Origin of the sequence: Nocardioides sp. (assembly GCF_031397825.1) — a bacterium.
Lineage (GTDB): Bacteria > Actinomycetota > Actinomycetes > Propionibacteriales > Nocardioidaceae > Nocardioides.
In genome coordinates, this window is the sequence record NZ_JANNML010000117.1 from 47493 (window position 1) to 63344 (window position 15852).

The 15852-nt window shown below is 72.9% G+C and carries 16 protein-coding genes; 10 read left to right on the forward strand and 6 right to left on the reverse strand.

What is annotated here, in order from left to right; genetic code table 11:
* Positions 1-20: 20 nt before the first annotated feature.
* Positions 21-1484 (reverse strand): alpha/beta hydrolase, encoded by a 1464-nt coding sequence (locus RMN98_RS10295; protein ID WP_309648722.1) that lies wholly within the window; start codon positions 1482-1484, stop codon positions 21-23.
* Between the two features lie 65 nt (positions 1485-1549).
* Between RMN98_RS10295 and RMN98_RS10300 the strand changes: the two genes are divergently transcribed.
* A complete protein-coding gene (locus RMN98_RS10300; RefSeq protein ID WP_309648723.1) occupies positions 1550-2347 on the forward strand; it encodes a cyclase family protein in 798 nt (265 codons plus the stop codon).
* On the forward strand, positions 2344-3261 hold the full coding sequence (locus RMN98_RS10305) for a 1,4-dihydroxy-2-naphthoyl-CoA synthase (RefSeq protein WP_309648724.1): 918 nt from the start codon (positions 2344-2346) through the stop codon (positions 3259-3261). The genes RMN98_RS10300 and RMN98_RS10305 overlap by 4 nt, the downstream gene beginning before the upstream one ends.
* Positions 3262-3319: 58 nt before the next feature.
* On the opposite strand, the gene RMN98_RS10310 is transcribed toward RMN98_RS10305, so the two are convergent.
* Positions 3320-4099: an SDR family oxidoreductase gene (locus RMN98_RS10310; protein WP_309648725.1), complete on the reverse strand. Its 780-nt coding sequence runs from the start codon at positions 4097-4099 to the stop codon at positions 3320-3322.
* Between the two features lie 156 nt (positions 4100-4255).
* On the opposite strand from RMN98_RS10310, the gene RMN98_RS10315 reads away from it, so the two are divergent.
* Positions 4256-5899, forward strand: coding sequence for a M28 family peptidase (locus RMN98_RS10315; RefSeq protein ID WP_309648726.1), 1644 nt, complete (start codon positions 4256-4258; stop codon positions 5897-5899).
* Between the two features lie 16 nt (positions 5900-5915).
* On the opposite strand, the gene RMN98_RS10320 is transcribed toward RMN98_RS10315, so the two are convergent.
* Genes RMN98_RS10320 through RMN98_RS10330 form a run of 3 tightly spaced genes read right to left on the reverse strand, consistent with a single transcriptional unit; the run spans position 5916 to position 9545 of the window.
* Complete coding sequence (locus RMN98_RS10320) at positions 5916-6638, reverse strand: SGNH/GDSL hydrolase family protein (RefSeq protein WP_309648727.1); 723 nt, start codon at positions 6636-6638, stop codon at positions 5916-5918.
* Positions 6635-7252, reverse strand: a complete 618-nt coding sequence (locus tag RMN98_RS10325) for a TetR family transcriptional regulator (protein ID WP_309648728.1) — start codon at positions 7250-7252, stop codon at positions 6635-6637. The genes RMN98_RS10320 and RMN98_RS10325 overlap by 4 nt, the downstream gene beginning before the upstream one ends.
* A 10-nt stretch (positions 7253-7262) precedes the next feature.
* Positions 7263-9545: an arylsulfatase gene (locus tag RMN98_RS10330; RefSeq protein ID WP_309648729.1), complete on the reverse strand. Its 2283-nt coding sequence runs from the start codon at positions 9543-9545 to the stop codon at positions 7263-7265.
* 83 nt (positions 9546-9628) lie between these two features.
* On the opposite strand from RMN98_RS10330, the gene RMN98_RS10335 reads away from it, so the two are divergent.
* From RMN98_RS10335 to RMN98_RS10355, 5 genes are read left to right on the forward strand one after another with little or no spacing between them, the layout of a single operon-like run.
* Entirely contained in the window at positions 9629-10567 is a 939-nt protein-coding gene (locus tag RMN98_RS10335) for a bile acid:sodium symporter (RefSeq protein WP_309648730.1), read from the forward strand.
* Complete coding sequence (locus RMN98_RS10340) at positions 10564-11106, forward strand: DUF4333 domain-containing protein (protein WP_309648731.1); 543 nt, start codon at positions 10564-10566, stop codon at positions 11104-11106. Before RMN98_RS10335 ends, RMN98_RS10340 begins: the two co-directional genes overlap by 4 nt.
* Positions 11106-11738 (forward strand): methyltransferase domain-containing protein, encoded by a 633-nt coding sequence (locus RMN98_RS10345; protein ID WP_309648732.1) that lies wholly within the window; start codon positions 11106-11108, stop codon positions 11736-11738. The genes RMN98_RS10340 and RMN98_RS10345 overlap by 1 nt, the downstream gene beginning before the upstream one ends.
* Positions 11735-12424, forward strand: coding sequence for an NAD-dependent deacylase (locus tag RMN98_RS10350; protein ID WP_309648733.1), 690 nt, complete (start codon positions 11735-11737; stop codon positions 12422-12424). Before RMN98_RS10345 ends, RMN98_RS10350 begins: the two co-directional genes overlap by 4 nt.
* Positions 12421-13104: a hypothetical protein gene (locus RMN98_RS10355; protein ID WP_309648734.1), complete on the forward strand. Its 684-nt coding sequence runs from the start codon at positions 12421-12423 to the stop codon at positions 13102-13104. The genes RMN98_RS10350 and RMN98_RS10355 overlap by 4 nt, the downstream gene beginning before the upstream one ends.
* Before the next feature lie 15 nt (positions 13105-13119).
* Here the strand turns inward: RMN98_RS10355 and RMN98_RS10360 are convergent, their stop codons facing one another.
* Positions 13120-14013: a LysR family transcriptional regulator gene (locus RMN98_RS10360; protein ID WP_309648735.1), complete on the reverse strand. Its 894-nt coding sequence runs from the start codon at positions 14011-14013 to the stop codon at positions 13120-13122.
* A 42-nt stretch (positions 14014-14055) separates the two neighbouring features.
* Between RMN98_RS10360 and RMN98_RS10365 the strand changes: the two genes are divergently transcribed.
* Complete coding sequence (locus RMN98_RS10365; RefSeq protein ID WP_309648736.1) at positions 14056-15114, forward strand: putative sulfate exporter family transporter; 1059 nt, start codon at positions 14056-14058, stop codon at positions 15112-15114.
* A gap of 9 nt (positions 15115-15123) precedes the next feature.
* Positions 15124-15852: acyl-CoA dehydrogenase family protein (locus tag RMN98_RS10370; protein WP_309648737.1), on the forward strand; the 729-nt coding region annotated here is incomplete at its 3' end.

Genomic DNA, 15852 nt, shown 5'->3' on the forward strand with positions numbered 1-15852 from the left:
GGGATCTTCCCGCGTCAGCCCTAGCAGCCGACCCCCGTCACGTCGCCCGTACGACGAGCACCGGCGCCGCCGCGCGGGTCCAGGCTGTAGGCCGAGCAGTAGTAGAAGCTCAGCAGCGCGTCGCGGCGCAGCGTGACCGGGCTCCAGCGGCCCTCGCCCGCGGGCTCGAGGTAGCGGAACCGGCCGCCCAGCAGGGCCGCGGTGTTGTCGCTGTGCTTGAGGTAGCGGTCCAGCCAGAGCTGGGTGTAGACGCTGGTGAGGTCCTGGCCGTAGCGGCTGGCCGGCAGCACCAGCGGGATGTCGGTGTAGTCCAGGTGGGTCGACGCGCGCGGCACCACGAGCATCGAGTCGACGCCGGCCGCGCGCCAGGCGTCGAAGCCGGTCTCCCGCTCCCGCAGCGGGTCGGGGCCCTCCGGCGAGGGCTGCGGGGTGATCGAGCTGCCCCCGCTGGTGAACCAGGGGGAGACCGTGAAGCCGTACTCCGACTGCACCGCGAGCGCCGGCACCACGGGACGGATCCCGTCGCCGCCGCGCAGCTTGTCGAGCGCGACGACCGCCGCGACGCGACGGTCGGTGGCCTGCACCTGCGACACCGCCTGCGCGCCGAGCGAGTGGCCGATGATCGCGATCCGGCTGGTCCGGCCCGGGGTCGCCGTACGACGGTCGGGGGAGCGGTCGAAGAGGCGCCAGTAGGGGTTGAACGGGTCCGCCTCGCCAGGTGCCGCCGACGGGTTGGCGTAGGGCTGTGACGGGGTGGCGGTGAAGAAGTCGAGCGCGTTGCGGGTGCCGACCACGAAGTTGGACAGCTGCTGGAAGGGCACGCCGTCGCAGCAGGTGGGGAAGACATCACCGGTGCTGTGCGGCAGCGTCTCGCTGGTGCCCTGGCCCTGCACGTCGTAGGTCAGCACGACGTAGCCGCGCTCGGCGAGGTCCTGGGCCAGCCACTCATGCATCCCCTCCGAGCCCTGCACCGAGCCCTCGGTGAGCACCACCCCGGGGAACGGGGCGCGCAGCACCTGCCCGGTGTAGGGGTCGCGGGCGCCGGGCTTCGGCCGCCACACGGTGCCGCGCAGGAGTGCCCCGTGCTGGTTGGTGAAGGCGACCTTGCGGCTCAGCCCGCGGGTGCCGGACCAGCCGTCGCGCAGCGGGTTGCCGACGTTCCACCCCGGGAAGAAGTTGCCGGCCGTCACGGCGGGTCGCGTCGGGGAGGCGACCTGGGTCAGCATCTGCTGCACGCTCCGCGCCGTCGTCGCCTGCACCAGCGCCGGGAGGTAGGCGGGGTTGCGCAGCTGGCCACCCGGGCCGTCGATGCGGCCGTAGGCGTCGGCGATGTTCTGCACGTCGCGCGCGGTGTACGCCGGGTCCGACGGCTCCAGCTGGGGCTGCCGGTCGGCGTTGGCCGGGCTCGCGGCGACGGCTGCGCACAGCATCAGGAAGAACGGGGCCAGGGAGAGCAGGGCCGTGGTGCGTGACGGTCGTCTCATGCCGTGCTCAACGAGCGACCCGCCGTGAGGTCTCACGCAGCCACCCGCGTGCCAGGGTGGGCGCCATGAGCGACCACCCCCTGTGGGACCTGCAGCGCAGCCTCGTGCAGGACCACGTCTTCACCGACCTGACCCATGCCTTCCACCCTGACCAGCCGCACTTCCCGGCGTTCCCCAACGAGGAGCGCAGCCAGGTCTTCGACGTGGCGGCCGGTGACGGGTTCAGCGTGCATCGCTACACGATCGTGGGGCAGTGGGGCACCCACGTCGACCCGCCGTCGCACTTCGTCGACGGCGCGCGGACGCTCGACCAGGTGCCGGTGGAGCAGATGGTGCTGCCCCTGGTCGTGCTCGACATCTCCGAGCGTGTGCGCGTGGACGCCGACGCGGTCGTGACCCTCGACGACGTCACGGCCTGGGAGGAGCGGCACGGACCGCTGCCGGGCGGCTGCTTCGTCGCGCTGCGCACCGACTGGAGCCACCGTTGGCCGGACCCGGCCGCGATGGCCAACCATGACGCCGACGGTGTCGCGCACTATCCCGGGTGGTCACGCGAGGTGCTCGAGCACCTGGTCGAGACCGTCGGGATCACCGCGATCGGCCACGAGACGACCGACACCGACCCGGGCAGCGCCACGTCGCAGGGCGACTATGGCCTCGAGCTCTACCTGCTCGAGCAGGACCGCTGGCAGATCGAGCTCCTGGCCCACCTCGACCAGGTGCCGCCCGCGGGAGCGCTGGTCGTGGCCACGTGGCCGAAGCCTCAGGGGGGCTCCGGCTTCCCGGCGCGGGTCTTCGCCATCGCGCCACGCGAGCAGGGCTGGGCGCGCTCGGAGGACCGGCCGCTAGCCTCGCCCTCATGAGTGCGATCGACGGAGTGTCCGAGACCTTCGACCCCACGGCCTGGGACGAGGTGCCGGGCTTCGAGCACCTCACCGACCTGACCTACCACCGGGCCAAGGCCCACGGCACGGTGCGCGTCGCCTTCGACCGACCCGACATCCTCAACGCCTTCCGCCCGCACACCGTCGACGAGCTGCTCCAGGTGCTCGAGCACGCCCGGACCTCCAGCGACGTCGGCTGCGTGCTGCTCACCGGCAACGGGCCGAGCGACAAGAACGGCAAGTGGGCGTTCTGCACCGGCGGCGACCAGCGGATCCGCGGCCGCGCGGGCTACCAGTACGCCGAGGGCGAGACCGCCGAGACGGTCGACAAGGCCAGGCTCGGGCGGCTGCACATCCTCGAGGTGCAGCGGCTGATCCGCTTCATGCCCAAGGTCGTCATCTGTGTCGTGCCGGGTTGGACCGCCGGCGGCGGCCACAGCCTCCACGTGGTGTGCGACCTGACCATCGCCAGCCGGGAGGAGGCGCGCTTCAAGCAGACCGACGCCGACGTGGGCTCCTTCGACGGCGGCTTCGGGTCGGCGTACCTCGCCCGTCAGGTCGGCCAGAAGTTCGCCCGCGAGATCTTCTTCCTCGGGGCCGAGTACTCCGCCGAGGACGGTGTGCGGATGGGCACGGTCAACAAGGCCGTCCCGCACGCCGAGCTCGAGGCGACCGCGCTGGAGTGGGGTCGCCTGGTCAACGGCAAGTCACCGACGGCCCAGCGGATGCTGAAGTTCTCCTTCAACGCCATCGACGACGGCCTGATCGGCCAGCAGATCTTCGCCGGTGAGACCACCCGGCTCGCCTACATGACCGACGAGGCCGCCGAGGGGCGCGACCAGTTCCTCGAGAAGCGTGACCCCGACTGGTCGCAGTACCCCTGGTACTACTGAGTTCTCGCGTTTGTGCGGGTCAGTTCCGATTGGGTCGGCGGCTCGGTCTACGACCCACTCAGCTCCGCAAGTAGGACGCACCGTTGACGTCGATGATCGTGCCTGACGAGAAGCGGGCCCCGGGCGAGGCGAGCCACACCACTGCGGCGGCGACCTCCTCGGGGTGGGCTACCCGGCCGAACGGAGACTGAGCTCGCACGTCGTCCCCACCCTCGCCGTCGAGCACCTCGCGAGCCATCTCGGTCTGCACGAAGCCGGGCGCCACGGTGCCGACAGAGATGTCGTACGGCGCCAGGACGAGCGCCATCGACTGCCCGAAGGCGTTCAACCCGGCCTTGGACGCGGCGTACGCCGGGCAGTTCGGCTCGCCGCGGAACGCTCCCCTGCTCGACACGTTCACCACCGCGCCACCGCCTGCAGCGCGCAGGTGCGGGATGGCGCAGAAGGTGGCGTTGGCAGCGCCGGTGAGGTTGGTGGCGATGGTCTGCGACCAGGTGGCCTGCCAGTCGTCGTACGACGTCGACAGCGGCGGGTGGGCGAGGAACACCCCGGCGTTGTTGACCAGCACGTCGAGGCGTCCGAGCTGGGCGGCGGCCGAGCCCACGGCGGCGCTGACGTCGTCGGGTCGGGCCATGTCGGCCTGCACGACGACATGACCCTCGCCTGCCAGGGAGACGCGCACCGCCTCCGCCTCATCGGCTGACGTGCCGTAGTGCACCGCGACCCGGTCGCCCTGCTCGGCGAACGCGCGGGCGACGGCGGCGCCTATGCCGCGCGAACCTCCGGTGACGAGAACTGCTCGGGCCTGGTGGGGGGAGGGGGATGCATCGCTGGTCATGGCCCCATCCTTCCTTCCCCTCGGCGCGGCCCGGCAGGAGGATCTGCGCCGGACGAGGAAAGTCGCCGCAGGACCTGTCGCCCGGGGTCGCCCCGCCCCTAAGGTGGCCGGACAGTGGCGTCATCGGGGCGCCCCTGACGATCTCGGAGACCCTTGATGCGTAGGACTCGCACCACCGTCGGCCTCGCGCTGACCGCCTCGCTCGGCGTGGCCCTCACCTCGGCCCTGGGCGGCTCGCCCGCGTCGGCCAAGCCCAACGACACCTTGCCGGACAAGCTGGTCAAGGAGGTCCGCACCGCAGCGGTCGCCGACCACCTGCGTGCCTTCCAGCGCATCGCGGACGCCAGCGGCAACGCAGACCGCGCGGCCGGGTCGAGCGGCTACGACAGCAGCCTCGACTACGTGAAGGCCAAGCTGGACGCCGTCGGCTACGTCACCGAGGTCCAGGAGTTCCCCTTCGTCTACACCGAGGAGCTCAAGGAGTCCTTCCGCCAGCTCAGCCCCACCGCCCGCGACATCCCGGTCGACGTCATGACCTACTCCGGCGCCTCCCCCGAGGGCGGCACGACCGCGGCGCTGGTCGCCGTCCCGGCCACCGACACGACCCCCGGCTGCGAGGCGGCCGACTTCACCGGCCGCGTGGCCGGTGCGGTCGTGCTGGTCCCGCGCGGCGCGTGCTCCTTCCTCGTCAAGGCCCAGAACGCCGAGGCCGCCGGCGCGGTCGGCGTCGTCGTGAGCAACAACGACGCCGCTCAGCCCGACCTGCTCGTCAACGGCACCCTGGGCACCCCCGACGCGGTCGACATCCCGGCCGGCGGCACCTCGCTCAACGAGGGCAACGCCCTGCGCGCGACGCTCGCCGCGGGACCGGTGCAGGTCAACCTCGACCTCGCCGAGCTGACCGAGGACCGCGTCACGACCAACCTGATCGCCGAGTGGCCCTACGGCGATCCCGAGAAGGTCGTCATGGCCGGCTCCCACCTCGACAGCGTGCCCGAGGGCCCGGGGATCAACGACAACGGCACCGGCTCGGCCGGCGTCCTGGAGACCGCGCTCCAGCTGGCGGCGAAGGGTGGCACCAAGGTCCCCCACCGCGTCCGCTTCGGCTGGTGGGGCGCCGAGGAGTTCGGTCTGGTCGGCTCGACTGCCTACGTCGACAGCCTCTCCGCCGCGGAGCGCGACAAGATCGCGCTCTACCTCAACTTCGACATGATCGGCTCGCCCAACTACATCTTCGGCATCTACGACGGAGACAACTCCGACGCCGTGGGTGCCGGCGCCGGACCCGCTGGCTCGGCGCAGATCGAGAAGGTGCTCGAGCGCTACTTCGACACCCGCGGCCAGGACCACGTCGGCACCGACTTCTCGGGTCGCTCCGACTACCAGGCCTTCATCAACAACGGCATCCCCGCCGGTGGCCTCTTCACCGGCGCGGAGACCCAGAAGACCGCTGACCAGGCCGCGCTCTTCGGCGGTGTCGCCGGCGCCGCGCTCGACCCCTGCTACCACCAGGGCTGCGACAGCCTGACGCCTGTCGCGGACGGTGCTGACGCCGACCTCTACGCCCAGCTCGACCAGGGCTACGACCTGCTCGGCAACGTCAACGTCTTCGCGCTGGGCCACAACGCCGACGCCATCGCCTACTCGGTCGGCACGTTCGCGCTCAGCCTCGACGAGCTGAGCACGCCGGTCGGCCTTCGCTCCGCTGCTGTGGCACCCACGCAGAACGGGATCACCGGCGTGCACACCGACCACGGTGACGGTGCGGAGCACCACGACCCGGCGGACGTCCTGCGCTGAGCCCCGCACGACCGGGTCAGGCGCACGGGCGTGCGCCGAGGCGGGCCCGGACCGTCGGCTCGAACGCGCCGGCGAGCGCGGCGTAGCCCGCGTCGTTGGGGTGGAAGTAGTCGCTGGCGAGGCGTCCCTTCCAGGACGAGGGCCCGGTGACGCGCAGGTCGACCATGGCGACCCGTCCGGCGGCGGCGGCGCGCTCGACGTGCACGTTGGCGCGAGCGGCCGCCCCGCTCGGCTGGGGCAGTGTGGCGACGACCGATCCGACCGGCACCCGCTCGACCATGGCGGCGAAGCCGTCGGGCAACCGGTCGCGCCGGGCGCGCGCTCCGAAGAGGTCGTTGGACCCCACCAGCACCGTGACGAGGTCGTCGTCGCGCGAGCCGATCTCCTCCAGGACCGGGAGCTGCTGCTCGAGCACGTCGGACACCCCGGCGCCGGTGGCCGCGAGGTTGAGGACGCGGAGGCCCTGGCCGTCGTGCGCCAGGCGCCGGGCGAGCTGGCCGACCCAGCCGGCGTCGTACGACGTCGCGCCGATGCCCACCGACATCGAGTCGCCCAGGACGACCCAGCGCCGCCCGGGCAGGTCGAGGTGGGTGAGGTTGTGCGCCCGCCAGGACTCGGCGTAGGGCTCGACCTGGCTCCAGACCCGGGCGACCCCCGGCAGGACCGCACTCATCGTCCGCACCATGCGACCGGGGCCGCGTCCGGTGCGGTTGTCGTAGCTGAAGCCGGGGTGGGTCACGCCCTCGATCCTGCCCGACCGAGCCCAGCGACGGCCTCCGCGAGGAGGTCGCCGAGGTCGGGGTCGGCCCGATCGTCCAGCCAACGCGCCACGACGGCCTGCCAGACCCCGATCGCCGCCGCAGCAGCGCTCAGGGCGGCGAGGTCGTCGGGCGGCGCGCCACGCCGTGCGGCCAGCGCCACGGCCAGGGTCTGCTGCCAGGACTGCAGGACGTCGTAGGTGCGACCACGCAGCGCCGGCGAGGTGATCACGGCCTGTCGTTGGAGCAGGAGCCGCTCGCGGTCGGTGCCCAGGTCGGCGGCGAGGGCGGCCAGGGCGGCGAGCGCCACGTCGAGGTCGTCGGGGTCGTCGGGGTCCTCGAGGGAAGCCGCGGCGACGACGTCGCGCAGGCGGGCCTGCCGGGCCCGCCGCTCGGGGTTGAGGACCTCGTCCTTGGTGGCGTAGTAGCGGAAGAACGTCCGGGGGGAGACCTCGGCCGCGGCGCAGATCGTCTCGACGGTGGTGGCGTCGAAGCCGTCGCGGGCGAAGAGGCGCAGCGCCGCGTCCTCCAGCGCCCGCCGGGTGGCGTCGCGTCGTCGCTCCCGCAGCCCCGGTGCCGGGTCGGTGGAGGGCACGCCCCGGTCCTCAGTCCGAGGCCAGGGCGCTGCGCAGCACCGTGGCGTCGTCGGGGCGCGCGTCGGGGCGTCCGCTGCTCAGGTCGACGCGGCGCAGGTCGCCGGTGAAGGTGAACGGCGGGCGGTAGTCGCCGCACACGGCCAGCCCGCGGTCGCGCCCGATCAGCAGCCCCGTCCCGGCGGTCGAGAGGTTGGGCAGGAACATCAGTCCGGCGTAGGGGGCGCGGGCACGCTCGGTGCCGTCGACGTGCAACGAGATCGCGGCGTCGCGACCGGGGGAGTAGCGCAGCGCCACCACGTGCTGCCCCGGCGCGAGGGCGGTGTCGTCGGCGAGGCGGATCGAGGTGTCGAGCATCGCGAAGGTCGCCACCGGCCGCCCGTCGAGGAGGTAGCACGCCCAGCCGCCGTGCCGGTCCCCGATCGCCGCGATGATCCCCTCGTCCCCGGCCTCGATGACGACCTCCGCCCTCAGCTCGAAGCCACCGACGAGGGAGGGCATCTGGGTGGTCGGGACCGGCCCGCCGCCGGGCCGGTATGTCGCGTGGCCCGGCTGCACGAACTCGCCGGGGTGCATGTGGGCCATCGACGCGGGGAACTCGAAGAGCGGCAGGACCTGGTTGCGCCCCGCCTCGGCCCACCAGAGCTCGACGAGCCGGGCGACGACGTCGGGGTGCTCGTCGGCCACGTCCAAGGACTCCGAGAAGTCGTCGGCGAGGCGGAAGAGCGACCACCGGTCGGTGTCGAAGTCGAAGCTCCCGGGGATGACCTCGCGCTCCCCGAACTGGTCGGAGACGTAGTCGGTGACGGCCTTCCAGCCGTCGAGGTAGATCGCCCGCGAGCCCATCATCTCGAAGTACTGCAGCGGGCGGTGCTCGGCCGCGGCGTCGTCGTCGAGGGACGAGAGCAGGGAGGCGCCGTCGACCGGCTGCTGGGTCACGCCGTCGACGGTCGCAGGCACCGGGACGCCGGCGGCGTCGAGCACGGTGCTGAAGACGTCGACCGCGTGGCAGAACTGCTCGCGCACGCCGCCGGGGTCGGGGACGCGCGCGCCCCACCGCACGACCAGCGGGGTGCGGACGCCCCCGAGCCAGGCGTGCCGCTTCCACAGTCGCAGCGGGGTGTTGCCGGCCCAGGCCCAGCCGAAGGGGTAGTGGTTGTAGGCGCTGTGGCCGCCGATCTCGTCGGTGCGTGCGACCGCCTCGTCGACCGGCTCCCCGTGACCCAGCCAGCCGGCCGCCTCGTTCATCGTGCCGGTCACGCCACCCTCGGCGCTGGCGCCGTTGTCCGAGAGCACCATGACCAGGGTGTCGTCGGCGATGCCGAGCTCCTCGAGGTGGTCGAAGAGGCGACCGAGGTGGTGGTCGGTGTGGGTCATGAAGCCGGCGAAGACCTCCATGTAGCGGGCGAAGAGCCGGCGCTGGTCCGCGGGGAGCCCGGACCACTCCGGCACCCAGGACGGGCGCGGGGTCAGGACCGTGCCCTCGGGCACCACCCCGGTGGCCACCTGGCGCTCGTAGACCCGCTCGCGCCAGGCCTCCCAGCCGTCGTCGAACTGGCCCTCGTAAGGGCGGACCCACTCCTCGGGCACCTGGTGGGGCGCGTGCGCGGCGCCGGTGGCCAGGTGCAGGAAGAACGGCTTGCGCGCCTCGGCCTGCTGCTGGTCCTGCACCATCCGGATCGCCTCGTCGACGAGGTCCTCGGTCAGGTGGTAGCCCTCCTCGGGCGTGCGCGGGGCCTCGACGTGGGTGTTGTCGCGCACCAGCTCGGGCGCCCACTGGCTGGTCTCGGCGCCGAGGAAGCCGTAGAACCGCTCGAAGCCCATGCCGAGGGGCCAGCGGTGGAACGGCCCGGCGGCGGAGTACTCCGTCTGCGGGGTGAGGTGCCACTTGCCGACCGACATCGTGTTGTAGCCGGCGTCGCGCAGGACCCGCGCCAGCATCGCCGCCGACGGGGGGATCCGCCCGGTGTAGCCCGGGAAGCCGAGCGCCGCCTCCTCGGTGACGCCCATGCCGACCGCGTGGTGGTTGCGGCCGGTGTGCAGCGAGGCCCGGGTCGAGGAGCACACCGACGTCACGTGGAAGCGGTTGTAGCGCAGGCCCTGAGCCGCCAACCGGTCGATGTGCGGGGTCGCGATGGTGGCGCCGAAGCAGCCGAGCTGGGCGAAGCCCACGTCGTCGAGCACCACCAGGACGACGTTCGGGGCCCCGGCGGGCGGGCGGGGGTAGCCGACGAAGCTCGGCTGCGACGTCGCGACACGCGAGGTGATGATCGGGGTCGTGCGGGGCTCGCTCACGCGGGGACTCTAGCCGCGGCAGCGCCAATCTGTCAGTGTGCTGCCACATGGCAGTCAACTGACAGTAAAGAGGAGGGAGCGGCATGGTCGACGTCGACCAGCTCAGTCTCGAGCTCCCCGGCACGCTCCAGCTCGCCATCAAGGTGGTCGTCGCGCTCTTCCTCTTCGGCATCGCGCTGGACACCCGGGTCGAGGACCTGCGTGCCGTCGTACGCCGGCCCTGGGTGATGGCCGTCGGCCTCGTGGCGCAGTACGCCGTGGCGCCGGGCCTGGCCCTGCTCCTCACGCTCGTCCTGGACGTGCGCGGCTCGGTGGCGATCGGCATGCTGCTGGTGGCCTGCTGCCCGGCCGGCAACCTGTCCAACCTGCTCACCCACCGCGCCCGAGGCGACGTGGCGCTCTCGATCTCGCTCACGGCGCTCTCCAACCTCGCGGCGGTGCTCCTGACGCCGCTGGCCTTCGGTTTCTGGTCCGGGCTCAACCCCGCTGCCCGCGAGCTGCTGCGTGACGTGTCCATCGAGCCGGCAACGGTCATGACCGAGGTCGCCCTGCTGATCGGCCTGCCCTTCGCGCTCGGCGTCCTCGTCGCGTGGCGCCGGCCCCGGTTCGCCGAACGCGCCCAGCGGATCGTGGAGCCGGGGGCGTTGGGGCTGCTGCTTCTCGTGGTCGTGGGCGGTGCCGCCGCCCAGCTCGACGTGCTCGTGGACTACCTCGCGGTCGTCGCGGTGCCGATCGTCGCGCACAACGCGATGGCCCTCGGCGTCGGCTATGCCACCGGACGAGCGTGCCGGCTGCGAGCCCCGGGCGTGCGTGCCATGACCTTCGAGCTCGGGGTGCGCAACACCGCGCTGGGCGTGGTGCTCGCCCTCGGCTTCTTCTCCGACCTCGGCGGCGTGGTGCTCGTCGCGGCGCTGTGGGGCCTCTGGGACGTCGTCACCGGTCTGGCCCTGTCGACGTGGTGGCGGGGTCGTGAGGGGTCCGTCGCCCGCGCGACGTCGGGAGATGCCATCGTTGGTCCGTGACGGTTCCCACCCTGCGTGCGCTGGCCACGTCGGCTGCCGTCGCGCTGGTGATCACGCTGGTGGTCACGCTGGGCGGGTGCGCGACTCAGGACCGGCCCGTCTCGGCCCAGAGCATCAGCCGGGACGAGCTCGAGTCGCAGGTCGCCGGGATGTATCCCGCCAAGGACGACACGACCACCGTCCGCGTCACGTGCGACGGCGAGCTGCCGGCCACGGCCGGGGCCTCGGAGGAGTGCCGTGTCCAGGTCGATCGGCAGCGGGCCACGGTGCGGGTGAGCGTCACCGAGGTCGTCGCCCAGGAGGTCCGCATCGACAGCGTGCTCGTGGTCCCGGCCGACCGGGTCGCGAGCGAGCTGCTCGAGGCCCTGACCGAGGAGGCCTTCCACGTCGACGAGGTGGTCTGTCCCGGGGAGCTCCTCGGCCGGGTCGGCGAGACGGTGACCTGCACGGTCACGCCCAACACCGGCTCCGGCAGCGTCACCGCGACGGTGACGAAGATCCGTGGCCTGCGGGTCGACTTCGACTACGCGGTGGCGTGATGAGCCGCTGGCAGCGGATCGCCCGCGACGCCGAGGGCACCGCCTACGCCACGGCGTACGCCGAGCGGTTCCGCGCCATGGTCGCCGCCGGCCAGGACGTCCACGGCGAGGCGGGGCTGGTGACCGGGCTGGCCGGCCCGCCGCCGGCGCGGGTGCTCGACGCCGGCTGCGGGACGGGACGCATCGCGACCCATCTCGCGGGCCTCGGTTACGACGTGGTCGGGGTCGACGTCGACGCCTCGATGGTGCGGGTGGCGCAGGAGGAGGCGCCGTCGCTCGACTGGCGTGTGGTGGACCTGGCCACGATGGCCCTCGACACGGTCTTCGACCTGGTGCTGGTCGCCGGCAACGTCGTCCCCCTGCTCGAGCCCGGGACCCTCGACGCGGTCGCCGCCCGGCTTGCCGCGCACACCGACGACGGTGGCCTGGTCGTGTGCGGCTTCGGGCTCGACGCGGACCACCTCCCGGGCGACTGCCCGGTGACGCCGCTCGCCGACGTGGACTCCGCGTTCGCCCGCGTCGGGCTGGAGCCGGTGGAGCGGTGGTCGACGTGGGACCGTGGTCCCTGGGTCGAGGGTGGCGGCTACGTCGTGACGCTGCACCGCCGAGCACCCCGAGGAGGGTCGGCATGAGGATCGTCGTCCTGACCGGCGCCGGCATCTCCGCCGAGAGCGGGGTGCCGACCTTCCGCGACGCCGACGGGCTCTGGGAGGGCCACCGGGTCGAGGACGTCGCGACGCCGCAGGCCTACGACCTCAAGCCCACGACCGTGCACCGCTTCTACGACGCGCGCCGCTCCGCGCTGCTCCAGGTCGAGCCCAACCAGGCCCACCACGCGCTGGCCCGCCTCGAGGAGTCCTGCGGCGACCAGCTGCTCGTCGTCACGCAGAACATCGACGACCTCCACGAGCGCGCGGGGTCGAGCCGCGTCCTGCACATGCACGGCGAGCTCAACTCCGCCCTGTGCCGCGGGTGTCGCCAGCGCAGCCGCTGGACCAGCGACCTCGTCGACCACCCGCCCTGCCCGCGCTGCGGCGTGAGTGAGCTGCGACCCGACGTCGTGTGGTTCGGCGAGATCCCCTACGAGATGGACCGCATCCACGACGCGCTGCTCCGCGCCGACCTCTTCGTGTCGATCGGGACCGCGGGCGCGGTCTACCCGGCGGCCGGCTTCGTGCAGGCCGCGGCCTCCTACGGCGCCCGCACGCTGGAGCTCAACCTCCAGCCCAGCGAGGGGACCGACTACTTCTCCGAGGCCCGCCACGGGCCGGCCGGCGAGCTGGTGCCCGCGTGGGTGGAGAGCCTGCTCAGTCGGTGAGGGGCGTCCGTCGCCCAGCGCTCGCAGCCTCCCTGGCCCTCTCGTCGGCACTCGCGCTGGTCGCCTGCGCCGGCTTCGAGCAGGAGACGCCGCTCTCGGTGCTCGCCGCGGCGGAGGCGGACATGGCCGACCTGACATCGTTGCGGCTGCGCACGACCGACTACGCCAGAGGCGTGAAGGAGACGCGCGACCTGGTCGTCACGCGGGCCGGTGACTGCGCGGGCACGGTCACGACCGCCGGCGCCAGCGTGCAGGTCCTCCGGGTGGCCGGCGAGGTCTGGATCCGCCCTGACGAGGGTTACTGGCCGCTGGTCTTCGACGGGCCGCTGGTCTCCAACCTCGCCGACACCTGGATCCATCTCACCTCCTCGTCCGAGCTCGACCGCTTCTGCGACATCGACGAGCCCTACCGCGCCTTCGTCGGCAGTCCCCGGGACCTCTCGTGGCGCAACGCAGGACCCGACGAGCTGGCCGGCCTCGCCGTCGTACGGCTCGAGGGGGAGCGGCCCGACGGAACCCTCGTGGACGTCGCGGTGACCGTCGACGCCCCGCACCGGGTCGTCGCGATGGAGCTGAGCGGTGCCGGGCGCGGCAGTGTCGAGCTCTACGGTTTCGACGACGGCGCCGAGGTCGACCCTCCGGACCCCGGTGACGTGGTGGAGGTGGAGGACCTGCGCTGAGTCCACCAGCGGGGGCTAGGCGCGCGCGATCGCGAGCAGGTCCGCGCTCGCCCCGGTCGGGCGCCGGCTGGGCAGCCACACGGCACGCAGGGCGCGGGTCAGGTCGAGGTCACGCACCGGTACGACGGCGAGCTGGCCGGTCATCACCTCCGCGACGACGGACAGCTCGCTGAGGACGGCCGGGGTCTCGCCCTCGCTCGCGGCCGCCTTCAGGGCGGCCGTGCTGGCCAGCTCGAGGTGCGCGGCGCCGAGCGTCAGGCCGTTCCTGGCGAGCGCGCGCTCGAGGGTCTCCCGGGTGCCGGAGCCGGCCTCGCGCAGGGCCAGGTCGGCGGCGACCAGGTCGTCGGGCCGCAGCGGGGTTCGCCGGCGCGCCCAGGGATGCGACGGCGCGACGACCACCACGAGGGTGTCGCGCGCCACCACGGTCGAGGTCACCGTGCGGGGCACGGAGGGTGACTCCACGAAGCCCAGGGAGGCGCGACCCGCGACCACCTGGTCGAGCACCCGCCCGGAGTTGCCGACGTCGAGGCTGACGTGCTGGTCGGGATGGGCCCGGCGGAAGGCCGCGAGCCCGCGGGGGGCGAGGTACTCCGCCACCGTCAGGCTCGCGGACACCGTCAGCTGGGCGGCCTGCTCGGCGACCAGGGACCGGGCCCCGAGGGCGACGCGGTCCAGAGCGGTGAGCGCGTCGCGCGCCCAGGCGGCGACGACCTGGCCCTGGTCGGTGAGGCGGGAGCCGCTGGTGCTGCGCACGAGGAGCTGGAGGTCGAGCCGTCGCTCGAGGCGGGTGAGCGAGCGGCTCGCGTTGGGTTGCGCCATCGACATGGCGCGCGCTGCCGCGCCGAGCGACCCGGTCTCGGCCACGCGCACGAGCAGCTCGAGCGCCGTCACGTCCGGCCGAGTGGTCATGCCTGGACGATATGCCCAGCTCCGCTCTCATATCAAACAGGCATGAGCAGGCACCCGAACGACGGCTACTGCGGCGGCTACGACTCGACCACACTCGAGGGCATGGCCCCCCTTCCCCGCGAGCTGCCCGGCCTGGGCCTCGCGGCAGGGGGCGCTGCCCTGGCGCTCGGGGCGCACGCGGTCGTGCCGGTGCTCAGCCCGACCCTGGTCGCCATCGTCCTCGGGCTGGCCGTGGCGATGACCGGTGCGACCACCGGTGCGGCCGCCGCGCCGGCGCTGGGTCCCGGCCTCCAGATGGCCTCGCGACGGCTGCTGCGCGTCGGTGTCGCGCTGCTCGGGCTGCAGCTCGTCCTCTCCGACGTCATCGGGCTCGGCTGGCCGATGCTCCTCGTGGTCGCCGGCGTCGTGGGGGTGGGGATCCTCGGCAGCCTGGCCATCGCGCGCCTGCTGGGCGTGCCCGCCGAGACCGCGTTGCTCGTGGCCGCCGGGTTCTCGATCTGTGGCGCCGCCGCGGTCGGTGCCGTCCAGGGCGTGCGCCGCTCCCGTGACGAGACGGTGGCCGTGGTCGTCTCGCTGGTCGTGGTCTTCGGCAGCGTGGCGATGCTGCTGGTGCCGCTGCTCGGGTCGTGGCTCGGCCTCGGTGCCGCCGCGACGGGCGCATGGGCCGGGGCCTCGGTCCACGAGGTCGGCCAGGTCGTGGTGGCGGGAGGCCTGGTCGGCGGCGGCGCACTCCAGGTCGCCGTGGTCGTCAAGCTCGGACGGGTGCTCCTGCTCGCCCCGGTGCTGGCGGTCGTCTCCTGGCGCGCCCGCACGGCGGACGTCGGTGTCGACGGGCTGCGACCGCCGCTGGTGCCGTTCTTCGTCGCGGCCTTCGTGGCGCTCGTGGTCGTGGGCTCGGCCCTCCCCGTGCCGGAGCCGCTGCTCGCGGCGGCGGGGGGCGTGCAGTCCGCCGCGCTCGCGGCGGCGATGTTCGCCCTCGGGTGCTCGCTGCGGCCGGCGACCCTGCGGCGTACGGCGGGACCGGTGGTGGCCCTGGCCGCCGGCACGACGCTGCTGGTCCTCGTGCTGGGTCTGCCTGCTGCCTTCCTTACCCATCGGTAGAATGGCGTCATGAAGCGCGAGATCTACGACGAGGACCACGAGTCATTCCGAGCGTCCGTCAAGGAGTTCCTGGACCGGTCCGTCGTGCCGCACGTCGAGCAGCACGCCATCGACAAGGCGTTGCCGCGCGAGTTCTGGCTCGAGGCCGGCAAGCAGGGCTTCCTGGGCCTGGAGATCCCTGAGGCCTACGGCGGCGCCGAGGCCGGCGACTACCGGTTCAACGCGGTCATGGCCGAGGAGCTGTCCAAGGTCAACGCCGCGCTCGGCTCGTGCTGGGGCATCCACGCCGACATCACCGCGCCCTACATCGTCGAGCTCTGCTCCGAGGACCAGAAGCAGCGCTGGCTGCCCGGCGTCGCGGCGGGCGAGACGCTGCTGGCCATCGGCATGACCGAGCCGTCGGGAGGCTCCGACCTGGCCGCCCTCAAGTCGACCGCCGTCCGCGACGGTGACGACTGGGTCGTCAACGGCTCCAAGACCTTCATCACCAACGGCTACTCCGCCGACCTGGTGGTCACCGCGGTGCGCACCAGCCCGGAGAAGAAGGCCAAGGGCATCACCCTCTTCGCGATCCCGACCGACGCCCCCGGCTTCAGTCGCGGCCGCAAGCTCGACAAGGTCGGCCAGGACGAGTCCGACACCGCCGAGCTGTTCTTCGAGAACGTCCGCGTCACCGACGACGACATCGTCGGCGAGCTCGACAACGGCTTCATCCACATGATGCAGAACCTCCCGCAG

What these genes read in the sequence shown, in the direction of transcription:
- RMN98_RS10295 (WP_309648722.1), bottom strand. Translation starts at nt 1,484, where the DNA reads ATGAGACGACCGTCACGCACCACGGCCCTGCTCTCCCTGGCCCCGTTC.
- RMN98_RS10300 (WP_309648723.1), top strand. Translation starts at nt 1,550, where the DNA reads ATGAGCGACCACCCCCTGTGGGACCTGCAGCGCAGCCTCGTGCAGGAC.
- RMN98_RS10305 (WP_309648724.1), top strand. Translation starts at nt 2,344, where the DNA reads ATGAGTGCGATCGACGGAGTGTCCGAGACCTTCGACCCCACGGCCTGG.
- RMN98_RS10310 (WP_309648725.1), bottom strand. Translation starts at nt 4,099, where the DNA reads ATGACCAGCGATGCATCCCCCTCCCCCCACCAGGCCCGAGCAGTTCTC.
- RMN98_RS10315 (WP_309648726.1), top strand. Translation starts at nt 4,256, where the DNA reads ATGCGTAGGACTCGCACCACCGTCGGCCTCGCGCTGACCGCCTCGCTC.
- RMN98_RS10335 (WP_309648730.1), top strand. Translation starts at nt 9,629, where the DNA reads ATGGTCGACGTCGACCAGCTCAGTCTCGAGCTCCCCGGCACGCTCCAG.
- RMN98_RS10345 (WP_309648732.1), top strand. Translation starts at nt 11,106, where the DNA reads ATGAGCCGCTGGCAGCGGATCGCCCGCGACGCCGAGGGCACCGCCTAC.
- RMN98_RS10350 (WP_309648733.1), top strand. Translation starts at nt 11,735, where the DNA reads ATGAGGATCGTCGTCCTGACCGGCGCCGGCATCTCCGCCGAGAGCGGG.
- RMN98_RS10360 (WP_309648735.1), bottom strand. Translation starts at nt 14,013, where the DNA reads ATGACCACTCGGCCGGACGTGACGGCGCTCGAGCTGCTCGTGCGCGTG.
- RMN98_RS10365 (WP_309648736.1), top strand. Translation starts at nt 14,056, where the DNA reads ATGAGCAGGCACCCGAACGACGGCTACTGCGGCGGCTACGACTCGACC.